The organism is Streptomyces sp. NPDC027189, from assembly GCF_055566975.1.
This window is the reverse complement of the sequence record NZ_JBVHRI010000014.1, coordinates 134,959-158,387: the sequence shown is the minus strand read 5'-3', so window position 1 is coordinate 158,387 and position 23,429 is coordinate 134,959. Positions and strand designations below refer to the sequence as shown.

General features: G+C 70.1%; 19 protein-coding genes and 1 pseudogene. 10 read left to right on the top strand and 10 right to left on the bottom strand.

What is annotated here, in order from left to right:
• Positions 1-32: 32 nt before the first annotated feature.
• Positions 33-1,127, bottom strand: coding sequence for a saccharopine dehydrogenase NADP-binding domain-containing protein (locus ACZ4RZ_RS29920; protein ID WP_467749214.1), 1,095 nt, complete (start codon positions 1,125-1,127; stop codon positions 33-35).
• A gap of 90 nt (positions 1,128-1,217) precedes the next feature.
• On the opposite strand from ACZ4RZ_RS29920, the gene ACZ4RZ_RS29915 reads away from it, so the two are divergent.
• Entirely contained in the window at positions 1,218-1,805 is a 588-nt protein-coding gene (locus ACZ4RZ_RS29915; protein WP_467749212.1) for a TetR/AcrR family transcriptional regulator, read from the top strand.
• Between the two features lie 153 nt (positions 1,806-1,958).
• Here the strand turns inward: ACZ4RZ_RS29915 and ACZ4RZ_RS29910 are convergent, their stop codons facing one another.
• On the bottom strand, positions 1,959-2,399 hold the full coding sequence (locus tag ACZ4RZ_RS29910; RefSeq protein WP_467749210.1) for an SRPBCC family protein: 441 nt from the start codon (positions 2,397-2,399) through the stop codon (positions 1,959-1,961).
• Between the two features lie 136 nt (positions 2,400-2,535).
• Here ACZ4RZ_RS29910 and ACZ4RZ_RS29905 point away from each other — a divergent pair, with 136 nt between their 5' ends.
• From ACZ4RZ_RS29905 to ACZ4RZ_RS29895, 3 genes are all read left to right on the top strand, one after another.
• The gene (locus tag ACZ4RZ_RS29905) at positions 2,536-3,552 is read left to right on the top strand and encodes a DUF2278 family protein (protein WP_467749412.1); all 1,017 of its coding nucleotides are present in this window, start codon (positions 2,536-2,538) and stop codon (positions 3,550-3,552) included.
• A 312-nt stretch (positions 3,553-3,864) separates the two neighbouring features.
• Positions 3,865-5,082, top strand: coding sequence for a cytochrome P450 (locus tag ACZ4RZ_RS29900; protein ID WP_467749208.1), 1,218 nt, complete (start codon positions 3,865-3,867; stop codon positions 5,080-5,082).
• 22 nt (positions 5,083-5,104) lie between these two features.
• Positions 5,105-6,361, top strand: a complete 1,257-nt coding sequence (locus tag ACZ4RZ_RS29895; RefSeq protein WP_467749206.1) for a cytochrome P450 family protein — start codon at positions 5,105-5,107, stop codon at positions 6,359-6,361.
• 27 nt (positions 6,362-6,388) lie between these two features.
• On the opposite strand, the gene ACZ4RZ_RS29890 is transcribed toward ACZ4RZ_RS29895, so the two are convergent.
• Positions 6,389-7,156: a polysaccharide deacetylase family protein gene (locus ACZ4RZ_RS29890; protein ID WP_467749410.1), complete on the bottom strand. Its 768-nt coding sequence runs from the start codon at positions 7,154-7,156 to the stop codon at positions 6,389-6,391.
• 270 nt (positions 7,157-7,426) lie between these two features.
• Here ACZ4RZ_RS29890 and ACZ4RZ_RS29885 point away from each other — a divergent pair, with 270 nt between their 5' ends.
• From ACZ4RZ_RS29885 to ACZ4RZ_RS29860, 6 genes and pseudogenes are all read left to right on the top strand, one after another.
• Entirely contained in the window at positions 7,427-9,103 is a 1,677-nt protein-coding gene (locus tag ACZ4RZ_RS29885; protein WP_467749204.1) for an NAD(P)/FAD-dependent oxidoreductase, read from the top strand.
• 172 nt (positions 9,104-9,275) lie between these two features.
• On the top strand, positions 9,276-10,952 hold the full coding sequence (locus ACZ4RZ_RS29880; RefSeq protein ID WP_467749203.1) for an NAD(P)/FAD-dependent oxidoreductase: 1,677 nt from the start codon (positions 9,276-9,278) through the stop codon (positions 10,950-10,952).
• Between the two features lie 220 nt (positions 10,953-11,172).
• Positions 11,173-11,583, top strand: coding sequence for a hypothetical protein (locus tag ACZ4RZ_RS29875; protein WP_467749201.1), 411 nt, complete (start codon positions 11,173-11,175; stop codon positions 11,581-11,583).
• Positions 11,519-11,932 carry an aminotransferase class IV gene (locus ACZ4RZ_RS29870; RefSeq protein WP_467749408.1) on the top strand — a complete coding sequence of 138 codons (414 nt, stop codon included), beginning with the start codon at positions 11,519-11,521 and terminating at the stop codon, positions 11,930-11,932. Before ACZ4RZ_RS29875 ends, ACZ4RZ_RS29870 begins: the two co-directional genes overlap by 65 nt.
• On the top strand, positions 11,920-12,879 hold the full coding sequence (locus ACZ4RZ_RS29865) for an AEC family transporter (RefSeq protein ID WP_467749199.1): 960 nt from the start codon (positions 11,920-11,922) through the stop codon (positions 12,877-12,879). Before ACZ4RZ_RS29870 ends, ACZ4RZ_RS29865 begins: the two co-directional genes overlap by 13 nt.
• Positions 12,869-13,021 (top strand): annotated as a pseudogene (locus ACZ4RZ_RS29860) (TauD/TfdA dioxygenase family protein); the annotation flags it as partial. The gene ACZ4RZ_RS29865 and the pseudogene ACZ4RZ_RS29860, both read left to right, overlap by 11 nt.
• Before the next feature lie 151 nt (positions 13,022-13,172).
• Here ACZ4RZ_RS29860 and ACZ4RZ_RS29855 read toward each other — a convergent pair.
• From ACZ4RZ_RS29855 to aceB, 7 genes are all read right to left on the bottom strand, one after another.
• The gene (locus ACZ4RZ_RS29855; RefSeq protein ID WP_467749197.1) at positions 13,173-15,977 is read right to left on the bottom strand and encodes a beta-L-arabinofuranosidase domain-containing protein; all 2,805 of its coding nucleotides are present in this window, start codon (positions 15,975-15,977) and stop codon (positions 13,173-13,175) included.
• Positions 15,978-16,048: 71 nt separating this feature from the next.
• On the bottom strand, positions 16,049-17,494 hold the full coding sequence (locus ACZ4RZ_RS29850; RefSeq protein ID WP_467749195.1) for a family 43 glycosylhydrolase: 1,446 nt from the start codon (positions 17,492-17,494) through the stop codon (positions 16,049-16,051).
• 19 nt (positions 17,495-17,513) lie between these two features.
• Positions 17,514-18,995, bottom strand: a complete 1,482-nt coding sequence (locus ACZ4RZ_RS29845; RefSeq protein WP_467749193.1) for a family 43 glycosylhydrolase — start codon at positions 18,993-18,995, stop codon at positions 17,514-17,516.
• A 158-nt stretch (positions 18,996-19,153) separates the two neighbouring features.
• Positions 19,154-19,876: an FAD:protein FMN transferase gene (locus tag ACZ4RZ_RS29840; protein ID WP_467749191.1), complete on the bottom strand. Its 723-nt coding sequence runs from the start codon at positions 19,874-19,876 to the stop codon at positions 19,154-19,156.
• A gap of 1 nt (position 19,877) precedes the next feature.
• Positions 19,878-20,306 (bottom strand): FMN-binding protein, encoded by a 429-nt coding sequence (locus ACZ4RZ_RS29835; protein ID WP_467749190.1) that lies wholly within the window; start codon positions 20,304-20,306, stop codon positions 19,878-19,880.
• Between the two features lie 10 nt (positions 20,307-20,316).
• Positions 20,317-21,654, bottom strand: coding sequence for a ferredoxin reductase family protein (locus ACZ4RZ_RS29830; protein ID WP_467749188.1), 1,338 nt, complete (start codon positions 21,652-21,654; stop codon positions 20,317-20,319).
• A 63-nt stretch (positions 21,655-21,717) separates the two neighbouring features.
• Positions 21,718-23,316, bottom strand: coding sequence for a malate synthase A (gene aceB / locus ACZ4RZ_RS29825; protein WP_467749186.1), 1,599 nt, complete (start codon positions 23,314-23,316; stop codon positions 21,718-21,720).
• Positions 23,317-23,429: the final 113 nt, after the last annotated feature.

Sequence of the window (23,429 nt, the reverse complement as noted above, 5' to 3'; positions counted from 1 at the left end):
GACCGTCCTGAGGCCGCGGCCGGCCAGGACGACTAGGGCAATGTCAGCGTGAACGCGCCGAGTTCCGTCAGCCGGCGCAGGAAGTCGGCGGCGGGGAAGGCCTCGGCGGGTGCCAGCACTCCCGTCTTCTCCGGGCCTTCCCCGCGTGCCAGTTGGACGGCGGCCTCGACCGAGGCGATCGCGCCCGCCCGCCAGATGTCACGGCCGCGGACGTGGGCGTTGCGCCCGCCCCCGGACGCGGCGGTGAGCTGGACCGCGACCGTGAACTCGGTCAGCGCCCGCTCCTCGGGGCCGACGTCGACACTGTTGAAGATCTGTTCCTCTTCGAAGGTGGACGAGGTGAGCTGGACCTCCACCGTGCGGGCCGGGATGTGGCGGGGGATCGTCACGACCTCGCCCGACGGGAACGGGATGATGGTCGTACGGGGCCCGACGGGCGGTGGGAACGGGAAGACCCCGTTGCGGATCTCGACCGGCCCGATGTGCTGAGCGCCGTCGCGGTAGCTGATCCGGTCGATCTCCCCGATCAGCAGGTTGGCGGTGTTCACGGCCCCCTGGGTCATCCGCCAGCCGGTGACCGCGTAGCCCACGGTGACCTTGTCCACGTCGGGTACGCCCTCGGCGGCGGCCGCGGCGAGGAGGTCGCCGAGTCCGCCGTAGAAGCTCAGTTGCGGGAGGAGTACGGCGCCGGTGCGCTGGGCGGTGGCCTGCAGCGAGTCGAAGAGATTCTTGACGTGGTGCGGCTCGATCGCGTGGTCGACGTACGCGGTCCCGGTCTCGGCGGCCGCGGTCGCCACCGGTTGTCCGGTGATGGTGAACGGGCCCGCGCAGTGGATGACGACGTCGGCGCTCTCGGTGAGGGCGCGCAGGGCGTCGCGGTCGTCGAGGGGAGCGGGGTGCACGCCTAACCGCTCGGGGGTGTCGAGCTCGGCCGCGAGGGCGCGGAGCGCCTGCTCGTTCCGTCCGGCGAGGATCAACTCCGCTCCCCGGGCGGTGAGTTCGGCGGCGACGAGACGGCCGGTGTGTCCGGTGGCGCCGTAGACCGCGCAGCGCGGCGGTGCGGGTGTGGGCTGTGATCCCTTGGGTGACTCCGGTTGTGATTCCTGTCGTGGTGCCTGTGCCGTCATGGCCCGGCTCACTTCCGTACCGAGAGTATGTAACTGGATTGGGTAAGTTACGTACCCCCGGTATGCCTGTCAAGGGAGTTGATGAGCCACATGGTCCCTCGGACCCAGGCCGAGCGTTCCGGCGCGACCACCGCCCAACTGGTCGACGCAGCGGATGAGTTGTTCGGTCGGCTCGGCTACGCGAGCGCGTCCCTCGACGCCGTCGCGGCGGCGGCCGGAGTCACCAAGGGTGCCGCGTACCACCACTTCCCGGCCGGCAAGGCGGCGCTGTTCCGTGCCGTCTTCGTACGTCATCAGGAGCGGTCGGCCGACGCGCTGACCCGCGCGGGCGCGGCGGCTCCGGATCCGCGCTCCGCCCTGCTCGCGGGTGCCCGCACCTTCCTGGAGCAGTGTCTCGACCCCGCCTTCCAGCGGATCGTCCTCCTCGACGGGCCGTCCGTCCTCGGCTGGGAGGAGGTCCGTGCCATCGAGTACGACCACGGTCTGCGCGTGCTGCGCGAGGCGATGGAGTACGCGGTGCGCTCCGAGGGCGGCACCCCGGGGCCCGCGCTGGCGGCCCGCTGCCAACTGGTCTTCGGCGCCCTGTGTGAAGGGGGCATGCTGCTGGCCCGCGCGGAGGATCCACGGGAGATGCTGCCGCTGGTGGTGCGGGAGGCGGAAGGGCTGCTGGCCGCGTAGGCGGGCGGGGGCAAGGTGCCTCGGCGAGGCCCCAGCGCAGTACGAGGGGGTGCGGACGGCGTCACCGGTACGAGAAGGCGCGCGGACGGCCTTGGTGCCGTACGAGACAGCACCCGAGTGCCCTCAGTGCCGTACGAGAACGCGCCGGTGCCCTCACCCCCGCCGCAGCAACCGCTCCACCGCTCGCCCGAACATCCACCGTGCCGCCCACTCCAATGGCCGATCCGCGATCCCGGGCAGCCATCGCACTCTCAGGTCCTCCCGCCAGATCACCCGCGAGCCCCCAGCATCCGCCGGGTGCACCTCGATCTCGGCCCACCCCGTGACGAATGTGCCGCGCTTGACCAGCCGGCACCGCCCCGGGACCCCGTCGTGCGGCGGCTGCCAGACGGCGACCTCCATCGGATCGTCGAACGCCAAGGGCCCCAGCCCCGACCGCGCCACGAACACCGTGCCCTCCCGCGTCGGCGGTGGCGTGCGCACGGTGACCCGGGTCAGCGGTACAACGTCCGCGTGCCGGGGCCAGTCGGTGAGGCGTCGCCAGCTCTCGCCGACGGGGTGCGGGGACGCGCGCTCCAGCAGAAAGAGGGCCACGGGAAGATCGTAGGCACGCGAAGACAGCCGAACGGGAGATGAACTCTCACGCAACCGGCTGATATCGGGTGCCATCGCCCTACCATTCACCTCATGGGGCGAGCAATACCGCCGCCCCCAGGGGGAGTTGGTGACCATGCCGCTGAAGGCGTACGGCGTACTGATCACACGGGCGGTCGACACCCGACGTGAGGGATCCGTCGACACCCCGCACTACCAGATCCATCTGACGGACGATCAAGGAACCGACTACCGGGCCTCGGTCAATGTGAAGTCGCAGGAGAGGCCGTCCGAGCTGCTCTATCTCGTCAACGACGACTTCCAGCACCCGGTCACCGCACACCTGGAGGGCCTGACCTCCGGCTGGAACACGCTGCCGTCGGGACCCGGCGGACCGAACCTCGACTTCGTACGAGGGAACCTCTTCGACCCGGCGCAACTGCGCACGCTGCCACCGGACGCGGAAGGCCCCGACAACGACCTGGCCGACCTGCTCGACCACTACGTACGGCGCGCGGTCGCCGATCCGGAGGCCCGGCTGTACGTCTTCGGCGAGCGCTGGGGCCCCGAGCCCTCCGTCCGGGACAAGATCTTCGGATTCCTGCCCGGGAACGGCGTGCACGACATCCATATGAACCAGGGCAACAGCGCCCGATTCCAGGACGACGACGGTGTCTGGCAGGACGGCGGGCTGCTGATCCACTTCCCGGCCCAGTCGCGCTGGGTCGGCGTCTTCCTCGCCTTCCAGAGCCAGTCCTGGCACACGGATGACGCCACCGGGCACACCCGCGCCCAGGACAACGGCGGTGGCTCCCGCCCCGAGCCGGGCGGTCAGCCGGTCCGCATCGTGGCGGCCCTGGCCAATCCCAAGGGACCCTCGCCCGAGTCCGAGAACGTCACGCTCATCAACGCCTCGCCCGACCCGGTCGACCTCACCGGCTGGCGCATCGCCGACCGGCTCGGCCACACCTGCGCAGTGCCCGCCGGTCGACTCGCCGCCGGTGCCTGCCTGTTGGTGCCCCTGACGGAGGGAGTCCAACTGGGTAACAGCGGCGGTCAGATCACCCTGCTGGGCGCCGACGGCCTGAAGGTGCACGGCGTCTCGTACACCGCCCAGCAGGCGCGACGCGAGGGCTGGACCGTCGTGTTCTGACGAATCGCCGGGAGGAGGCCTCCATGGCTGCTGGCGGTCCGTCACGGCGATATCGCACGAGGCGTACGAAACAGGCGATCGCGGAGGGCGACGCGCTGCTCGCGCAGAGGGAGCTGGACGCCGCAGAGGCGTGCCACCAGAGGGGTTTCCTCCACCGCTCTGAGTTCGCGCTGCCTGCGCCATCGGGCCGGAACGTCCTGCTCCCCGGGGCCGGAACACCCTGATCCCCGGGGCCGGAAAGTGCCCCTACCACCCCTCCCCACCCTGCGACACCATGAGCGCGACCCCGCACCCGTGGCCGGAGGGCGCCCCGTGGATCCTGAACTGCACGGCAGGCTCGATGAGTTGCAGCGCGATCCCTACCCGCACTACGCGCGGGCGCGGCGCACCGACGGACTTGTGCACGTGTCCGAGCTGGACGCCTGGCTGGTGTGTCGGGACGCGGACGTACGAGAGGTGTTGCGGCGGTCGGAGGACTTCTCGTCGGCCAACGCGCTGAGGCCGGACGTACTGCCGTCGCCCGCCGCGCTGGCCGTGCTGGGGGGTGGATTCGGCGGGCGCCCCGTTGTCGTCACCGCCGACGGGGACCGGCATCAGGAGCTCCGGGCCCCGATCGTCCGGGGCCTGTCGCCGGCGCGGGTCGCGGCCGTCCTCCCGTACGCCGCCGAGCGCGCCGCCGCGCTCGTCGATGCCTTCGCCAAGGACGGTCACGTCGAGCTGATGTCCGGATACGCGCGGCGGCTGCCGGGTGAAGTCATCGGGCAGATCGTCGGGTTGCACCCCGGGGAGGTATCCGCCGTCGTCCACGGCGGCCATCGGGCCGAGGAGCTGCTGTTCCGCCCCCTGGACGAGGACGAGCAAGTGGCGGCCGCCCAGGATGTCGTGACGATGCAGCACATCCTCGACGAGCTCATACGTGAGCGCCGCGCCCGTCCGCGGGAGGACCTCGCCACCGAACTCATCGCCTCCCTCGCTCCCGGGGACGGTGAGTTGACGCTCGATCAGCGACATGAACTCGTGGCGCATCTGCAGAACTTGCTCCTCGCGGGCCATCTGACCACTACCGCCCTCATCGGCAGCACGGTGCTGCATCTACTGCGGCACCCGCGCCAGTGGGAGCTTCTTCGCGCGGAACCCGACCGCATCCCCGCGGCCGTCGAAGAGGCCGCGCGCTACGACACCGCACTGCAGGGATTCCGGCGCGTCACCACTCGCACGGTCACCCTGGCCGGTACCGAACTGCCCGAAGGATCAAGCGTGTTCGTCGCCTTCGGCGCGGCGAACCGGGACGGAGCGCGCCACTCACGGCCGGACGAGTTCGACATCACCCGCGAGCCCGGCCGCCATCTGTCCTTCGGATTCGGGGCGCACGCCTGCCCCGGCGCACAGCTCGCGCGCGAGCAACTCCGCATCTCCCTGGAGCTGTTGACACGCCGACTGCCAGACCTTCGGCTCGCCGCGGACCACCCGGTTACCATGCGACCGACCATGATCCACCGCTCACCCGAAACACTGCACCTCGCCTGGTGACCCACCCGCGAACGGAGCCCACGTGCCGGACCAGCCCTACGTCATCGATCCCGCAGGCGCCGACCTCCACGGGGAGGCGGACCGGCTGCGCGAGCTCCCCCGTAGCCTCAAGGGCACGGGAGGTGCCCCCATCGCCGTCGCCCCCGTCGAACTTCCGGGCGGGATACGGGCCTGGGCCCCCACCCAGTACGAGATCCTCAAGCGGCTCCTCGCCGACGACCGGGTCTCCAAGGACCCCAACCAGCACTGGCCCGCGTGGATCGACGGCGCGTACCGGGACAGCTGGATCAATCTCTGGGTCGGCGTGACCAACATGTTCACCGCGTACGGCGCCAACCACCGCAGGCTGCGCAAGCTCGTCTCGCCGGCATTCACGAAGCGGCGTACGGATGCCCTGAAGCCCCGCATCGAAGAACTCGCCGCCACTCTCCTCGACCGCATGGCCGAGGCGCCCGACGGGCGGGCCGACCTCCGGTCCTCCTACGCCCACCCGCTCCCGATGCAAGTGATCTGCGAGCTGTTCGGCCTGCCCGAGGAGAAGCGGGCCGACACCGCGCGCCTCATCGAGGCCAACATGGACACCACGATCACTCCGGAACAGGCCATGGCGACCTGGCAGGAGATCCATGAACTGCTCGCCGGTCTCGTCGCGTCGAAGCGCGAGCAGCCGGGCGACGACATGACGACCACTCTGATCGCGGCCCGCGACGAGGAGGGCTCCCAGCTCAGCGAGGCCGAGCTGATCGACACCCTCCTCCTCGTCATCGGCGCGGGCCACGAGACGACCGTGAACCTGATCGGCAACGCGGTGCACGCCCTGCTGAGCCACCCCGACCAGCTCGCCCGCGTCCTCGGCGGCGAGGTCCCCTGGAGCGACGTCATCGAGGAGACCCTGCGCTGGGCCCCCTCGATCGCCAACCTCCCGCTGCGGTACGCCGTCGAGGACATCAAACTCCCCGACGGCACGCTGATCCCGCAGGGCGACGCGATCCTCGCGACGTACGCGGCGGCCGGCCGCGACCCCCTGCGGCACGGCGACAGCGCGGCCCGCTTCGACATCGCCCGCGCCGACAAGGAGCACCTCGCCTTCGGCCACGGCGTTCACTACTGCATCGGCGCCCCGCTGGCCCGGCTGGAGGCGTCCGTCGCGCTCCCGGCTCTGTTCGAGCGGTTCCCCGGGCTGAGCCTCGACGAGTCGGCGGGACCGGCGCGGCTCGCCGAGTCGTTCATCGGCCACGGCTACCGGACACTGCCGGTACGGCTCGGCGGAGTCTCCTGATTTCCCCCGGTATTCCCTGATTTCCTGTCAAGGCCGGTACACCGTGCCGGGCTCGGCCTTCCCCGGTGCCAGCAGCTGCGGCACCGTGACGAACACGTACCCCCGCTTCTTCAGCGCGTCGATGATCCCGGGCACCGCGGGCACGGTGCCCGGGTAGAGGTCGTGCAGCAGGATGATCCCGTCCCGGGACGACTGCTGCAGGACGCGCTTCTGGATCAGCTTCGGGTCGCTCGTCCGGTAGTCCTTGGCGGTCACGCTCCACAGGACCTCGGCGAGACCGAGCTCGCGGCTGATCTTGTGCACGGTGTCGTTCGTGCGGCCCTGCGGCGGCCGCATCAGCGTCGGCTTGTGCCCGGTGAGCCGCTCTATGGCGTCGTTCGGCTTCTGCAGCTCCTCCCGTATCTGCTCCGGCGAGATCCGCGTGAGGATCTTGTGGTCCCAGGTGTGGCTGGCCACCTCGTGTCCCTCGTCGGCCATGCGCTTCACCAGCTCGGGGTACTTCTCGATGTGCCGCTTGCCGAGCAGGAAGAAGGTCGCCGGGACCTGCTTCTCCTTGAGGATGTCGAGCAGCCGGGCCGAGTGCTCACTCGGGCCGGCGTCGAAGGTCAGCGCGATGCACTTGACCTCCCGGCAGTCCACGGTCCCGAACCGCGCCTGTACGTCGGCCGTGCCCTGCGCGCGGGCGGCGCTCGGCGCGGTGGTGTGGAGCGTCGTACACCCCGTGAGCGGCAGGGCCAGCGCGACGACGGCGGAGATCGCCGCCGCCGCACGGAACCTGGTCCCCGGTCTTTTCATCTTCCTGGTCAGTGAAGGCATGCCGAGACTATACATGCGGTGTATACACCGTATGTATAGTCCTTTGCGCTGCACGAAATGCCTGTTCCGGACGGCCGTGTGCCGCGACCGCAGGCGGCGTCACGCGCGTGCCGACGGTCGTGACCCTCTTCGTCCGGTGATCGCCGCGGCAGTGAACGGTCCCCGCGGGGGCGGTCTTTACCGGATAAGTCATCGCCTGTAGAATTCTGCGCACCGAGAATTCCTGTGCGCCGAGCGGCGGTGAGGCACGTGAACGTGACCGGCAAGGACAGTCCGCGCACGATGTACGAGGTCGCCGTGATCGGCGGTGGCTTCGCGGGGTCGCTGCTCGCGGCCGTCCTGGCGCGGAACGGGGTGCGGACGCTCCTCGTCGACGGCGAGCAGCCCCCGCGCTTCGCGGTCGGGGAGTCGATGGTGCCCTACACCGCGGCACTCGCCCGTGTGGTCGCCCGGCGTTATGGCGTGCCCGAGGTCGAACACCTCACCAGTCTCAAGGCGGTTCAGCGCGAGGTCTCCTCCCGCTGCGGCGTGATGCGCAGTATGGGGTTCGTCCATCACCGCGCGCACCTGCGTCAGCACCCGGGTGAGATCTATCAGGTCGTCAACCCCTCCGTCGTTCCGCCCGTGCCGCATCTCTTCCGGGAAGACGTCGACGCCCATCTGCTGGGCGTCGCGCGGCGGTACGGGGCCGACGTGCGCACCGGACCCGGCGCATGCGTCGACGGGCTCCGGATCGACGCGGGCACCGGGGTGGCACTGCGCACCGCGGGCGGTGAAGAGTTCGCCGCGCGGTACGTGGTCGACGCGGGAGGTCATGACGCGCTGTTACCAAGGGAGTTGGCGCTGCGCGAGGAGCCGACCCGGGCGCGGCACCACTCCCGCGCACTCTTCACGCACATGACGGGCGTGACGCCGTACGACGAGACACCGGCCGGGCGACTGCACGACCGGCCCAGCCCCTGGCACCAGGGAACGCTGCACCATGTCTTCGACGGCGGCTGGCTGTGGGTGATCCCCTTCGACAACCAGCCCCGCTCCACCAACAGCCTGTGCAGTGTCGGCCTCACCCTGGACCTCCGCAAACACCCCTCCCGCGGCCTCTCGCCGCAGCGGGAATTCGACGGTGTCCTGGCCCAATTCCCGGATCTGGCCCGGCAGTTCGCGCAGGCCGAGCCCGCCCGGCCCTGGACCGCGACCGGACGCCTGCAGTACTCCTCGAAGCGCGTCGTGGGCGACCGCTACTGCCTGGCGTCCCACACCGCCGGATTCGTCGACCCGCTCTATTCGCGCGGCCTGGCCCACAGCCTGGAGATCGTCAACGCGCTCGGCCGACGCCTGATCGACGCGGCGCGCGACGGCGACTGGTCCACCGGGCGGTTCCAGTACGTCGAGGACCTCCAGCAGGCCCTGTTCGACACGCACGACGATCTGGCCTACGCGTCGTTCGTGTCCTTCCGTGACTTCGAGCTCTTCAACGCCGTCGTGCGGACCTGGACGGTGAGCACCGTGCTGGGCGCGCTCGCCGTGGAGAACGCGTGTGCCGCGTACGGCAGAAGCGGCGACGACTCCGTCTTCCGTGACCTGGAGCAGACGCGGCACCCGGGGTCGCCGTTCCCCAACAGCGCGCACTACAACGCCCTCGGGCCGCTGACCCGCACCCTGTGCGAGGAGGTCGAGGCCGGCACGCGTACTCCCAGGGCGGCCGCCGACCGCATCTTCGACGCCATCCGGGAGGCGGACTACCTCCCGCCGTCCCTCGGTCTGGGGGACCCGGCCGACCGGTTCTTCCACAACACCCCGGCGCGTATCGCGCGCGCCGCCCGCTGGGTCCGTACCGACGCTCCCGACGAGGTCGGCGCGTTGCTCAAGGGCGCCATGGGTGGGCTGATCCGGGAGCGGCTGCGCGGCGTGCGCCGTCCCGGGTGACCCGGCGGGTGCCCTCCGGGTCACGACCGGAGGGCACCTCCCAGGTCTGTCCTGGCGCTTCCCAAGCCTGCCCTGGCACCTCCCGGGGCCTGTCGGGCGGATCGGGCCCCGAGCCGCCCGGTCGCCGTGTGCCGACCCCGTCCTGTCCCACCCGACGACAAGGAGAGAACACGTGAACTCACCGGGCAACTCTGAGCTGGAGAAGGAGACGTACGACGTGGCGATCCTCGGATCGGGCGTCGCCGGATCACTTCTCGGCGCGATCCTGGCCCGGCACGGGACCAAGGTCCTGCTGCTGGACGCCGGTTCGCATCCGCGGTTCGCGATCGGCGAGTCGACGATTCCCTTCACCCTGGTGTCCCTGCGCACCCTCGCGGAGCGCTACGACGTTCCGGAGATCGCCGCGCTCGCCTCGTTCACCGACACCACCCGCACCATCGGCCCGCGCTTCGGCGTCAAACGGCACTTCGGATTCCTGCTGCACCACGAAGGCGCGCCGCAGAACCCCCGCGAGGTCAACGAGTTCAACACGCCGCCCCAACTGCTGCACGAGGCGGCCCACTTGTTCCGTCAGGACACCGACTCGTACCTCTTCCAGGTGGCAGTCAAGTACGGCTGCAAGGCCCGCCAGAACTTCTTCGTCACCGACATCGACTTCGACGGCTCGGGTGTCACTTTGGCCGGGCGTGACGGCGAGTACCGGGCGCGCTATCTGGTGGACGCCAGCGGATTCCGTTCGCCGGTCGCGGACAAGTTCGGGCTGCGCGAGGACCCCTGCCGGTTCAAGCACCACTCCCGGTCGATCTGGAACCACGTCGTGGACCTGACCCCGACCGACCGGCTCTTCGACCACCTTCCGGACAGCCAGCGGCCGCCCGTGCCCTGGTACGAGGGCACCGTCCACCACATGTTCGACCGTGGCTGGGCCTGGGTGATCGGCTTCAACAACAACAAGTGGTCGAAGAACCCGCTGTGCAGCGTCGGTATGACCGTCGACCCGCGGCGCTTCCCCAAGCCGGAGGGGGTGAGCGCCGAGGAGGACTTCGCCCGGCTCGCCGCGCCCTTCCCGGACATCGTCCGGCAGTTCGAGGGCATGAAGGCGGTGCGGGAGTGGACCTCGACCGGGCGGCTCCAGTACTCCTCGAAGCAGACCGCCGGTGACCGCTGGTTCCTGCTCTCGCACGCGGCCGGTTTCCTGGACCCGCTCTTCTCGCGCGGGCTCTCCAACACGACCGAGGCCCTGAACGTGCTGGCCTGGCGGCTGCTCCGCGCGGTCCAGGACGACGACCTCTCGGGGGAGCGGTTCGCCCCGGTGGACCGCCTCCAGCAGTCGCTGTTCGACTACAACGACTCGCTGGTCAACTCGGCCTTCATCTCCTGGTGCGACTACGACCTGTGGAGCGCGGTCTTCAGGATCTGGGCGTGGGGAGCCAACGCCGGCGTGTACCGGATGCAGACCGCGCTCACCAAGTTCCGCAAGGACGGCCGCGACCGCCACTTCGTGGACCTGGAGGACGTTCCGTACCCGGGACTGTACTGGCCCGATCACGACGGCTTCGCCGAGCTCTACGAGACGATGGTGAAGCAGTGCGAGGCGGTCGAGGCCGGCGCCGTGCGTGCCCGGGACGCGGCGGACCTCCTGTACGAGCGGCTGCTGGCGGCGGACTTCGTGCCCAAGCACTTCGGGTACGCCGAACGCGAGGTGCGCTTCCTGAACCCGCAGCCCAAGACCCTGCTCAAGATGCTGCGTTGGGCCGCCACCGAGGCCGATCCGGTCGTACGCCGGCTGGTGCTCGGCAATGGGCGCGAGGCCATCAAGGCGAGGCTGAAGGGCAGCAAGCTGTTCTGATGGATCGTCAGGAGTGGCTGACGCTCTGCCGGACCGGCTAGGTCCACGACTCCGACGGACCGTCAAGTGCCGTTGCGCTGCGAGGGTTTACCGTAGAAGTCAACGTGTGTAGAATTCAATGCGTACGGAATTGAGGTTCCCCACAGGGAACGGGGTTCGGGACCCCATCGTTGGCAATGGCGCTGAACGAGAGGTGCGCGGTGATGTCGGAGACCCTGACGTGGCGCGGACGGTGCGAGGCGGTGCGGCCGTGCTGAGCCGGATCCTTCCGCCGCGCGGTCCCGCCCGCGCCCTCACCGGAATCACCCTGGTGCACACCATGGGCCAGGGTCTGTGGATGGCGCTCAACGCCGTCTACGCGACAGCCGTACTCCGGCTGTCGCCCGGCCGGTTCGGGCTCGGCGCCGGGGCCGCCGCCGCGGTCGCCCTGGCGCTGAGCACCCCCTCCGGGCGCCTCGCCGACCGGGTCGGCCCCCGCGCCGTACAGATCTGGTCCTTCGTACGCCGAATACCGCAGGCCCTCGCCGCAGTTCGCGCCGGTCAAGAGCAAAGCGGCGGGCAACTACCTGATCGGCACGGTCAGCAAGAACCAGGCGCTGCGGGCCGGCTACGACGACGCGCTGCTCCTTGACGACGCGGGCCTGATCGCCGAGGCCACCGGCGCCCATGTCTTCTTCACCCGTGCCGGCGTCCTGCACACGCCCACCACGCGCTGCACGATCGACGGCATCACCCGCGCCCAAGTACTGGAACTGGCACGCCGCGAGAACATCCGCTGCTCGGTGGAGTATCTGAGCCCCGCCTTCGTCCGCGAGGCGGACGGCGCGTTCATCTGCGGTACGGCCTGCGAGCTGCTGCCGGTCTCCCGGATCGACGACCACGCGTACGCGCCGGGCGGGAACGCCGTGATCCGCAGGCTGATCACCGGTTACCGTGCCCTCACCGATGCCGGGGAGGCCACACGTCCATGGGGGCACTGAACGCGCTCGAGAAACTCGTACCGGTGGTGCTGGCTTTCGGCTGCGGAGTCCTGCTCGCGCGCCGCAAGGTCGTGTCCGCGGACAGCTCGCGGGCCTTCGCCGACTACGCGTTCCTCTTCGCGGTCCCCTGCTATCTCTTCGGCAATATCTACAGCAGCGATCTGGGCGCCCTGTTCGACTGGCGCGCCATCCTGGCGTACGCGACCACGGCGGCCCTCGCGGTGCTGACGGTCGGCGTTCTCGCGGGTCTGGGCGGCGTACGCGATCCCCGGGGCGTCGCACTGCGCATCATGGCTGGGGTCCAGGTGAACACGGCCTACTTCGCCGTACCGGTGTTCATCACGCTCTTCGGGAACGCGGCCCCGATCTTCCCGGTCCTGCTCTTCCAGGTCTGTGTACTGACCCTCGTCATCATCTCGATCATGGAGCTGGGGCGCCCGGAGCGAGACGCCACCGCGAGGACGGGGCCCCGGCTGCTGCTGCGCGCCGTGGGGGCCTCGCTCGCCACCCCGGTCGTCCTCGCCTGCAACGCCGGGATTCTGCTCAATCTGCTGTCGCTGCACGTCCCGAAGGCGGTCCTGGACGGCTTCTCCTTCGTCGGCGACAGCGCGTCCCCCGTGGCGCTGTTCGCCCTCGGACTGCACCTGGGCGGCAGCGGACTCACCGTCCGGGGCACCACCCGGGAGGAGATGGGGCTCATCGCCTTCAAGTGCCTGGTCTTCCCCCTGATGACCTGGGCGGTCTGCGCCACCGTCTTCGGCGTCGACGGCGACTGGCTGAAGTACCTCGTGCTCATCGCCGCGATGCCGGCCCCGCAGAACCTGTTCATCTTCGCTCAGCGCTACGACGTCGGCGTCGACATGTCGGCGTCACTCGTGATCAAGAGCTCGGTCGCGGCCCTGTTCCTGCTCCCGCTGTGGATGCAGTGGGCGGTGCATGCCGGCTGAGCGGCCCCCCAACTCTCCAACGGAGGCGGAGAGCCGCCGCCTCCTCGACCTCCTCTTCGAGCACCTGACCAGTGCCGAGTACACGGTCCGCTTCCGCTGGGAGCCGGGCTCCATCGCCTTCTGGGACAACCGCACCACGTGCCACCTCGCCCCGACGGACTTCGCCCAGCTGCACGTGGACCGCGTCATGCACCGCGTCACCCTCCTCGGCGACACCCCCGTGGGCCCCGACGGCTTCACCTCCCGGCAGGTGGCGGGGAGCCCCTGCGGGCCTGGTGATCCGCCTGCCGGCGTCAGGACACATACGAGGCGTTCCGCGCCGTCTCCACCACCTTCTCGCCGTCGGCCTCACCGAGCAGGCCCGCGGTCACCCAGGCGTCCACCGTGGCCCGCACCCGCGAGACCAGCGCGACCTTGCCGCTGAACGGGGCCCCGGCCCAGATCTCGTCGAGGAGGGTGGTGCCGTCATCCCTGGCCGGATTGGCGACACCGGAGTCGTTGCCGCCGAAGACCACCAGCGGCTCGGCACGCCGGAAGTAGGCGTGCGTGGGGTCCTCGGTTCCCTCGAAGAAGGGCGCGAACCCGGTGCCGTCGAGCGTGTAGTGGAGCGGCTTGCCTCCCACCGGGGTGAGCGTGGGGAGCAGGTCGCCGGAGAGAGCCGCGTTGCGATAAAGCCCGAACGGCAGGTAGCTCGTGCTTGCGTTCCTGGCGACCAGGTTGACCGGCCCGTAGAAGAGGGTCTGCACGGACGGGTCGTCGAGGGTCTTCTCCACCCGCAGCCGGAACGGCACGGCGACCCGCACGACGTCACCGCGACGCCAGGTGCGGGAGACGGTGAAGTAGCGGCCGGCGACCGGAGTCCCGCTCACCGCTCTGCCGTTGACCGTCACCCGGAAGCCGCCCGTCGCCCATGACGGCACCCGCAGCCGCAGCTCGAAGGCCGCGCTGCCGCCCCCGATGGTGAGCGTGGCCCCCTGCTCCCTGGGGTAGTCCGTGGTCTGTGCGACGGTGACGCCCTTCTCGGCCCAGGTCAGCGTGGTCGGGCTGTACAGATTGACGTACAGCGCGCTGCCGTCCGCCGCCTTGCAGTACACCGAGTCCTGGTACTTGGTGGCGCTCTCCATGCCCGTGCCCTCGCAGCAGGTGGTCCCCTGCTTGGGCGTGTAGTCACGGACATGGCCGGGCGTCAGACCGATGAAGTACGTGACGAGCGGTTTCTCCGCGTCGGCCTTGTCCTGCTTCGAGCCGAGCACCTGGTTGTAGAGGGCTCGCTCGTAGTAGTCCATGTACTTCGGGTCCCGCGTGTGGAGGAAGAGCATCCGGCTGAGCTTGAGCAGGTTGTACGCACAGCAGGTCTCGGCGTTGGTGGCGCCGATCGTCCCGGCGATGACACCTCGGGCCTTCCAGAACTCACCGGTGCTGGTCCCGCCGATCCCGTACATCCGCACCGGCACGACCATGTCCCAGAAGTTCCGCGCGGCGCTCAGGTACCGCTGCTCGCCCGTCGCGTCGTACAGCCGCAGCAGCCCGGTGAAGATGGGGATGTGCTGGTTGGCGTGCAGCCCGTCGAGGGTGTCGTCGCCCGCGGCGCACGCGTCGATGAGCTTGTCCAGGTCGAACAGCCGGGCCAGCGCGAGGTGTTCGGCCTTGCCGGTGAGGGCGTGCAGATCGCAGATCGCCTCGACGATGCCGCCGAACTCGCCGCTGGAGAAGATGCCCCACATCCGCTGCAGGGTGGCGTCGGGCAGCCGGGACAGCCGCGCGTACATCCAGTCGCACATCCCGGACGCGAGGTCCAGTGCCCGCGCGTCGTCGGTGTACAGGTACGCGTCCAGCAGTCCGCGCAGGATCTTGTGGGCGGTGTAGTACGGCGCCCACACCTTGGTGTAGTCGCCGCTCGTCATCGACTCCAGCAGGATGAACTGCGTCTCCGGGTACGCCGCGAGGAACCCTGGATGGCTCGGCCCGCCCCAGGTGCGGCGCAGGGTGGCGTCCAGGCCGCGCCCGGAGGCGTCCGCGAAGGTGCCACCGGTCGTCTCGTCGAAGGCGTACGAGGCCAGGTCGCCCCGGCCGGTGGACGCGTCGGCGGCCCGGCTGTTCTGCAATGCCGCGATCTCGTCGGCGGTCAGCGCCCGCGACCATACGTTGAACTCGTCGAACGCCCCCGCGAACGCCGGGTCGGTGGCGTAGTTCGAGCGGCCGAGCCAGTTGTTCTTCAAGGTGCCCAGGGCCGCCGGAGTCAGGGTCATCGCCGTGTTGTGGGCCACGGCGGTGCCGTTGACGTACAGGGTGCCGGTGCCGCCCGCGATCGTCACCGCCAGATGGCTCCACGCGTTCAGCGGCAGCGCGGCGGCGCCGTCGAGGCCCTGCTCGCCGCCCGGCCCACCGGTCGTGATGGCGAAGCGCGGGACTCCGCTCGCGTTGCGGGCGGCGAGGTAGAGGTAGCGGGTGGTGTCGTTGCCGAAGTCGAAGACCCGGCCCCAGTTGGCGTCATGGGTCGGCTTCACCCAGGCCGACAGGGTGATCGCCGAGGCACCGCCGAGCACGCCGGCCGGCAGGTCGACGTACCGGTAGGAGCCTCGGACGTGCTCCGCGCCCGTCCCGAACCGGCCCGCCACGCTCAGCACCGCCGGATCGTGCCGCAGCGCCTCGCGCACCTCGGTCAGCGCCCCGACCATGGAGCCGATTTTGTCGGCGTACGCCTGCTCGCCCGTGCTGCCGTACGCCTGTGCGAGCATCGTCAGGAAGTGACCGGTGTAATGCCCGCGGAGGTTGCCGGTCGCCTCGCCGTCGAGGCCCTCCCAGCCGCCGGGGGCGACGGCGCCGAGCGTGGAGAGCCCGGCGTTGGCGCGGAAGACCTGGAGCAGCCGGTTCACGTCGTAGCCGCGGCCGTGGTCGAGCATCAGCGCACGCTTCGCGGCGAACAGGCCCTCCCCGAGCGCCACTTCCCCGAGCTGGAACGGCCGGAGCGTCCAGGCGGACGGCGCCGGGAGCGTGGCCGCGACGGCCCCGCCGCCGGCGGCGTACGCGACTCCCGGTGCCGCCGCGGCGAGTAGCGCGGTCTGCAGCACGGCACGTCTGGTCAGGGGCGGTGTCATGGTGAGCGTTCCTCGTCTCGAGTCTCGTGCGGGAGGGGCGAGCTGCTCGGCGGCGCATCACTGGCGGTGAACTACTCGGCGTAGAACGTCGCGTCCGCCTTGGCGGTCGTCGTGTCGGCGGGCTGTGTGTAGAGCAGGTAGTTGTAGTGCCGGATGTAGCGGCCGGGGGAGCTGTACGACTCGAAGGAGATACCGGAGGCCGCGTCGGCGAGCCCCGTCCGCCGGTAGAAGCTGGCGTCGCTCTTGAACGCGGCCGTCCCGTCGTCCTTCTCCACCCACACCTCGTAGTTCTTCTGGTGGAGGTAGTAGCCGGGGTAGTTCGCCGATTCGAGGGAGACGGTCCCGGGGCCGGCGAGACCGGTCACCACCCGGAACTGCGAGTCCGCGAGGTTGGTGACGTTCGGCTCGATCTTCGCCCGGAAGTCCCAGTGGCGGATGTAGCGGTCCGGGTAGTTGTACGAGGAGAAGCGGGCCGGAGTGACGCCGTCGGCGACCGGGATGCCGAAGTTGGGGGTGCCGTCGGCGTTCCAGTAGATCTTCTGGAGGCGGGTGCGGCGGTTCGGGTCGTTGAGCGGGTCGCCGGTGATGTCCTTGTAGTTGCGGTCGTGGTAGACGAGGATGTCCGACTTGCCGTCCTCGGACACGGTGAACGAGTTGTGGCCGGGCCCGTATTGAGAGGTCGCGGAGTTGGTCTTGAAGACCGGCTGCTGACTCTTGGTCCACGAGGCGGCGTTCAGCAGATCGGCGGAGGCGGACGCGGTCAGCATGCCCAGGCAGTAGTTGGCGTCCGTGGCACTGGCCGAATAGGTCAGGAAGACCTTGCCGCCGTGCTGGATGACCGCCGGGCCCTCGTTGACCTTGTAGCCGACGGTCTCCCACGACAGCGTGGGCTGGGAGATCTCGGCCGGCGTGCCGGTGATGGTCCAGGGGTTGGCCATCCTGGCGATGAACAGGCTCGTGTTGTTGTCCTCGGCGGGATTGCGCTGGGCCCAGGCGAGATAGCGGACGCCGTTCACGACGAACGTGGTGGCATCGAGCGAGAAGGAGGACACCGGGGTGGCGATCTGGCCCTTCTCGGTCCAGGCGCCGGTCAACGGATTCGCGGCGCTGCTCTCCAGGACGTACATCCGGATCGCCCACACATCACTGGTCGACCCGGCGGCGAAGTACACGTACCACTTGCCGTCGATGAAGTGGATCTCCGGCGCCCAGATGTGAGCGCCCATCACACCGCTCGCGTGCTTGGTCCAGATGGTGGTCTCCGGAGCTGTGGACAGGCCCTGGAGCGTGGTGGCCCGGCGCAGCACGATGCGGTCGTACTCCGGCACGGTGGCGGTGAAGTAGTAGTAGCCGTCGGTGTGCTTGAAGATGTGCGGGTCGGCGCGCTTCTCGGCGACCGGGTTGGTGAAGGTCACGGCCGGAGAGGCGGGGGCGGCGGCGTGGGCGGGCGTACCGGCGGTCAGCAGGGCCAGCGCGGCGAGCACCGCGGTCAGCAGGCGGCCGATGAGACGTCTCATGATCCTGGGTCTCCGGGTGTCAGGGGGTGGGCTTGAGCTGCCACTGCTGGCAGGTGTTGTTGAGCCAGGTCCACTGGCGTACGTCGGTGCCGTCGGCGGCGGCGCAGTTGGCGACATCGGCGACCTTGCCGCTGTTGGCGTTCACGATCCGGACGTAGTCGCTTCCGGTGTAAATGAGCCGGAACTTCTGGCAGTTGTTGTTCAGCCACGACCACTGCCGCAGGTCCGCCCCGTCGGCGGTGGAGCAGTCGGCGGTGTCCATGACCTTGCCGGTGGCCACATTGACCAGGCGGCTGGTGTCGTTGCCCTGGTCCTCGATCCGCCACTTCTGGTTGGCCCCGCCGGTGCAGGTCCACTGGAAGATGTTGGTGCCGTCCGCGGTGTTGCTGCCCTCCACGTCCAGGCACTTGCCGCTGTTGCGGTTCACCACGGTGTACGCCGTGGGGGTCGCCGCGGTCTCTCCGGACGGGCCCGCGAGGGTGGTTCCGGTCGCGACCGGGGTGCCGAAGTTCGGTGTGCCGTCCGCGTTCCACGTGAACTTCTGGGCCCGTGTCGTACGACCGTTGCCGCACCCGCCGCTCGAGGAGCTGTTGGCGTGGTAGACGATCCAGTTCTCGGTGCCGTCCGGCGAGGTGAAGAAGCCGTTGTGGCCGGGCCCGTAGACCCCGGCGGCGTCATTGCGCTGGAAGACCGGGGTCTGCTTCTTCGTCCAGGACGCGGCGGAGAGCGGGTCGCTGCCGGTCAACTCCAGCTGGCCGAGCTTGTAGTCCGCGGTCTGGCAGTAGCTGGCGGAGAACGTCAGGAACGTCCTGCCGTCGTGATACAGCGGCTCGGGCCCCTCGTTGACGGGGGCCCCGGAGGTCTCCCAGCTCAGCGTGGGGCTGGAGATGACGGTGAAGGCGGAACTGCTCAGCGTGTACGGGGTGCTCATCGGCGCGATGACCAGGCTCTGCTTGCTGCCGCCCACGGAGCCGCTGCCCACCAGGTACAGCTTGCTGTTGTACTGAAGCACCGTGGCGTCGATGAGCCAGCCGCCGGGATCGAGGTTGGAGCCGGTCAGGCTGTTCTTGTAGGTGTACGGGCCCATCGGGTCGGAGCCCGCGCTCTCCAGGACGTGCGTGCGCTGGGTGTCGCAGCAGGCGGCTCCGCTCTGCGCCCCGGAGTAGTACAGGTACCAGTGGCCGTTGAAGAAGTGGATCTCCGGGGCCCAGAAGTTCGCGTTGCGGCCGGCGGCGGTGTCCGTCCAGATCTGCACGCTCGGCGCCGTCGAAAGCCCCGCGAGCGTCGGCGACTTCCGCATGGTCAGCTCGTTCGTGAACGAGGTGGTCACCAGGTAGTAGTTGCCGTTGTAGTACTCCAGCCAGGGGTCGGCGCCCTTCTGCGACTTGATCGGGTTGGTATACGGCCGGCCGTCGGCCGCGGACGCGGGCCGGCCGACGAACGACGCGAGCAGGGCCAGCAGCGCTGCCCCCAGGACGAACCAGTGGCGGGTGCGGAACACGGCGAGTCCCCTTTGACGGCAGAACGTTCGAAATCTCGTACGCTGTACGGAGCTTCGACCAGAAGATAGGTTTCCGGCAGGGGCACGTCAACGCTTCCGACAGGTTTCGATTCCGGTTCGACGCAAGGGACTTGAGAGCCGCGAGTTCAGCCGGCCGGTCACCCGGCGACAGGGAACCCCGCGGTGCGCAGCACCCCGCGCTCGTCGTCGACGGCGAACACCTCGCAGCCCTCCCGCGCGGCGGCCCACTCGACGCCCTCCGCACCCATGGCGAACGCCGCCGTCGCCGTCGCGTCCGCCTCGGTCAGCGACGGCGCCACGACCGTGACGCTGAGCAGCCCGGTCGCGGGCCGGCCGGTGCGCCCGTCGAGGATGTGGTCGCCCCGTTCGTAGCGCGCGGAGGTCGCCACCGCGCCGTCGGTGATCTCCAGCACGGCGCAGAGCCGGTCCGCCACCTCGGGGTGCCGCACGCCCACCCGCCAGGGTCCGCCGTACGTCACCACGTCACCACCGGCGTTGAGGCAGAACCTCCGCACCCCGCACGCCACCAGCAATTCCGCGGCCCGCTGCACCGACCAGCCCTTCACCACCGCGCACGGGTCGAGACCGCGGCCGGGCAGCCGTACGTCGAAGGCGCCACGGCTCGCGACCCGGTACTCCTCGCAGAGGCCGAGGACTTCGACCAGATCGCGGCTGAGCTCGTCGGGCCGCAGCTCGCCCCGGTCGAGGCGGGACACCTCGCTGTCCGCGAGGAAGGGGCTGAACCGGGCGTCGACCTCGCGCAGCCACGCGAACACCGGGTCCGCGGTCTCCTCGTCGGCGCAGGCGTCGTCGATCCGGAGGGAGACCGGGAACCCCATGACGTGTTCGACGCGGCGCACTTCACGAACCCTTCGCGTCGAGGGCGGCCTGGAGGGACTGGACGTATCCCTCGCTGGTGATCGTGGCGCCGGACACCGTGTCGATGCCGGCGCTCTGCGGCCGCAGCGTCTCCTTGATCAGCACCGGCACGGCGGCCGTGGTCTGCGGGTGGTTCGGCTGCTGGAGCATGCGCACGGAGCTGATCCTGTCGCCCGCGAAGGTCACCTCCACCTGCACGGCGCCCTTCGAGGTGTTGACGGTGGAGCCCTGGACGACCTGTGAGGCGGCGGCCGACGCGGACGGCGAGGCCGAGGACGACGCGGTCGACGAGGGAGCCGGGGTCGGCGCGGCGACCTCGGTGGTCGTCGTCGCACCGCTCGACGGCTCGTACCGCCAGAGCGGGATCAGCCCCGCCGCGGTCAGCACCACAACGGATATGGCTCGCTTCATGACGTCCCCCTCATCCGGCCAGGCTGAAGCGCTCGGCGTGTATCTGCTGCTTGGGCACGCCCAGGTCGCGCAGGGTGCGCAGGACGGCTCCGGTCATGCCGGGCGGCCCGCAGACGAAGACGTCCCGGTCCGCCACGTCCGGTACGAGACGGGCGAGCTCCCGGGGCGCCAGCTTGTCGGGCGTGGCGGGACCGGTGATGACATGCAGCTCGGCGCCCTTGGCGTCCGCGAGCTCCCGCAGCTCGTCCAGGAGGACGGCGTCGCGGTCCGTCGCCACCCGGTAGATGAGGACCCCATGGCCGTACAGCTCCTCCAGCAGGGCCCGGATCGGGGTGATGCCCACACCGCCGGCGACGAGCAGGGTGTCCGGGCGCGTCCGGTGCAAGGTGGTGAACGCTCCGTACGGTCCCTCGGCGAACACCCGTGTGCCCACCCTGAGATGGCGCAGCGCCGCGGTGCCGGCCCCGGCGGTCTTCGCGGTCAGCCGCAGCGTGCGGCCGTCCGGCGCGGCCGACAGGGAGAACGGATTGGCCTGCCACCAGCGGTCCTTGGTGAGGAACCGCCACAGGAAGAACTGGCCCGCCCGAGCGGGCAGCCGGTCCAGGTCCCGTCCCGTGATGTAGATCGACACCACGTTGTCTGACTCCGGCACCACGGCCGAGACCCGCAGCCGGTGGCGCAGATTCCGCCACACCGGAAGCACCAGCCGCCCCAGGAACACCGAGCCGAGCGCCGCTCCCCAAAGCACCCACCAATAGGCGGTGGCGGCGGACGACGTGGTGAAGGTCGTCCCCACCGCGACCTGGTGCGTGAAGGCCAGCACCACCGCCACGTACGTGTACAGGTGGATGAAGTGCCAGGTCTCGTACGCCAGCCGGCGCCGGGCGAAGCGCGCCGACACCGCGCCGATCACGATGATCAGGGCCAGCGCGACGACGGCTCGCAGTACGCCCTCGACCGTCGTGGCCAGTTCGACCAGCTCTTCCACGAAGGACAGGGACGCCGGCTGCGCGTAGCCGAGAATGATGAACACCGCGTGCGACAGCAGTGTCCACAGCAGGCCGAAGCCGACCCAGCGGTGCCAGGACGTCAGCCGGTCCATGCCGATCCGGTGGTCGAGCCACGGCAGCCGGGCCACCAGCAGCAACTGGAAGGCCATCAGCAGCGCGCCGTACAGCCCGGCCAGCCGGCCGATCGCGATCAGGGTGCTCGAGCCGAGTCCGGCCTGGAAGAAGAACACGGTTACCACGCCCGCGTTCGCCGCCAGCACGGCGTACAGGCCGGCGCGGGCCACCACCCTGGGACGTACCGCCGTGGGAGGCGGCTGGATACGTTCGACAGTGGTCACGGAGGGCGATGCCGGCGCCCATCTGGCCGCCACCGACCACGCCTACGCGTCGGATGCCCTGGTTCATGACCGCACCTCCGCGTGTCGCACGAGGTGCCGGCTGTAGGCGTCCGGAGTGAAGAAGAGCGGCAACTCCGCTGCCAGAGCCGTTGCTTCGAAGATCGCCCGCACCTCGTCGAGGGCTGCCCAGGGATACTCGGCGCCCAGGGCGGCGAGTTCGTCGTCGAGCAGCCTCACGACCGTTTCGCGGTCGACGACACGGTGTCGCAGCCACTGCCAGATCTGCACCCGAGCGATCTCCGCGGTTGCCGCGTCCTCCATCAGGCCGTCCAGGGCGACGGCCCCCTGCCCGCGGAGCCAGGCATCGAAGTAGCGCAGCGCGGCCGAGATGTTGATGCGCACTCCCTCCGGCGACGGAGGACCGGTGACGCGGCGGACCGACAGCAGGTCCGCGGCGGTCACCTCCACGTCGTCGCGGGTGCGGCCGATCTGGTGCGGTCGGTCACCGAGGGAGGCGTCGAACACCTCGCGGCACACGGGCACAAGGCCGGGATGAGCGACCCACGAGCCGTCGAAGCCGTCCTGCGCCTCGCGCTCCTTGTCCAGGCGGACCTTGGCGAGCGCGGCCTCGTTGGCGGCCGGGGCCTTGTCCGGCACGTGCGCGGCCATGCCACCGATCGCGTGGGCGCCCCGCTTGTGGCATGTGCGCACCAGCAGGTCCGTGTACGCCCGCATGAACGGTGCGGTCATGGTGACCTCGGCGCGGTCCGGCAGCAGGAAGTCGGTCCGGTGCCCGAAGGTCTTGATCAGGCTGAACAGGTAGTCCCACCGGCCGGCGTTGAGGCCGGCGCCGTGCTCGCGCAGCTCGTAGAGGATCTCCTCCATCTCGAAGGCGGCGGTGATCGTCTCGATGAGGGCGGTGGCGCGGATCGTGCCGCGCGGGATACCGAGGAGCTCCTGTGCGAGGACGAAGACGTCGTTCCACAGCCGGGCCTCGTAGCGGTTCTCCAGCTTCGGCAGGTAGAAGTACGGCCCGTGGCCTGCGTCGATCTGCCGTTGCGCGCAGTGGAAGAAGTACAGGCCGAAGTCCACGAGGGCGGCTGGCACGGGGCAGCCTTCGGACTCCAGGTGTTCCTCCATCAGGTGCCAGCCGCGGGGGCGGACCACGATCGTGGCGAGCCGGTCACGCTCGCCGAGGCGGTACTCCTTGCCCTCGGGCGTGGTGAAGTCGATCCGGCGCTCGATGGCGTCGAGCAGGCTGAGCTGGCCGCCGATGACGTTGTCCCAGGTGGGGGAGGTGGAGTCCGCGAAGTCGGCCATCCACACCTGGGCACCGGAGTTGAGGGCATTGACCGTCAGCCGGCGCTCGGGCGGGCCGGTGATCTCCACCCGGCGGTCGGTCAGGCCGGGAGCGGGCGGGGCGACGCGCCATCCGGGGTCGGCGCGGACGGCGGAGGTGACCATGGGGAAGTCGAGCGGAGATCCGGCTGCGATGCGTATCGCCTGCCGGCGACGCTCCTTGAGCAGCGCCGGCCGGCGCTCGCCGAAGGCGGCGGCCAGGCGGCCGACGAAGTCCAGGGCGGCGGGGGTGAGGATCTCGTCATGGCGTTCTCCGGGTGCCGCGAGGACGCGGACGCGGTGGGTCAATGCGCTGGTGGGCATCACGTTCTCCTGACGGGGGCGGATAGGAAGGGACCGCGCCCCGTGAGGGGCGCGGGGCTGTGTCGCTGTGCGGCTTCGCCGCGTGGGCGCGACCAGCCCCACGGCCCGCAGCC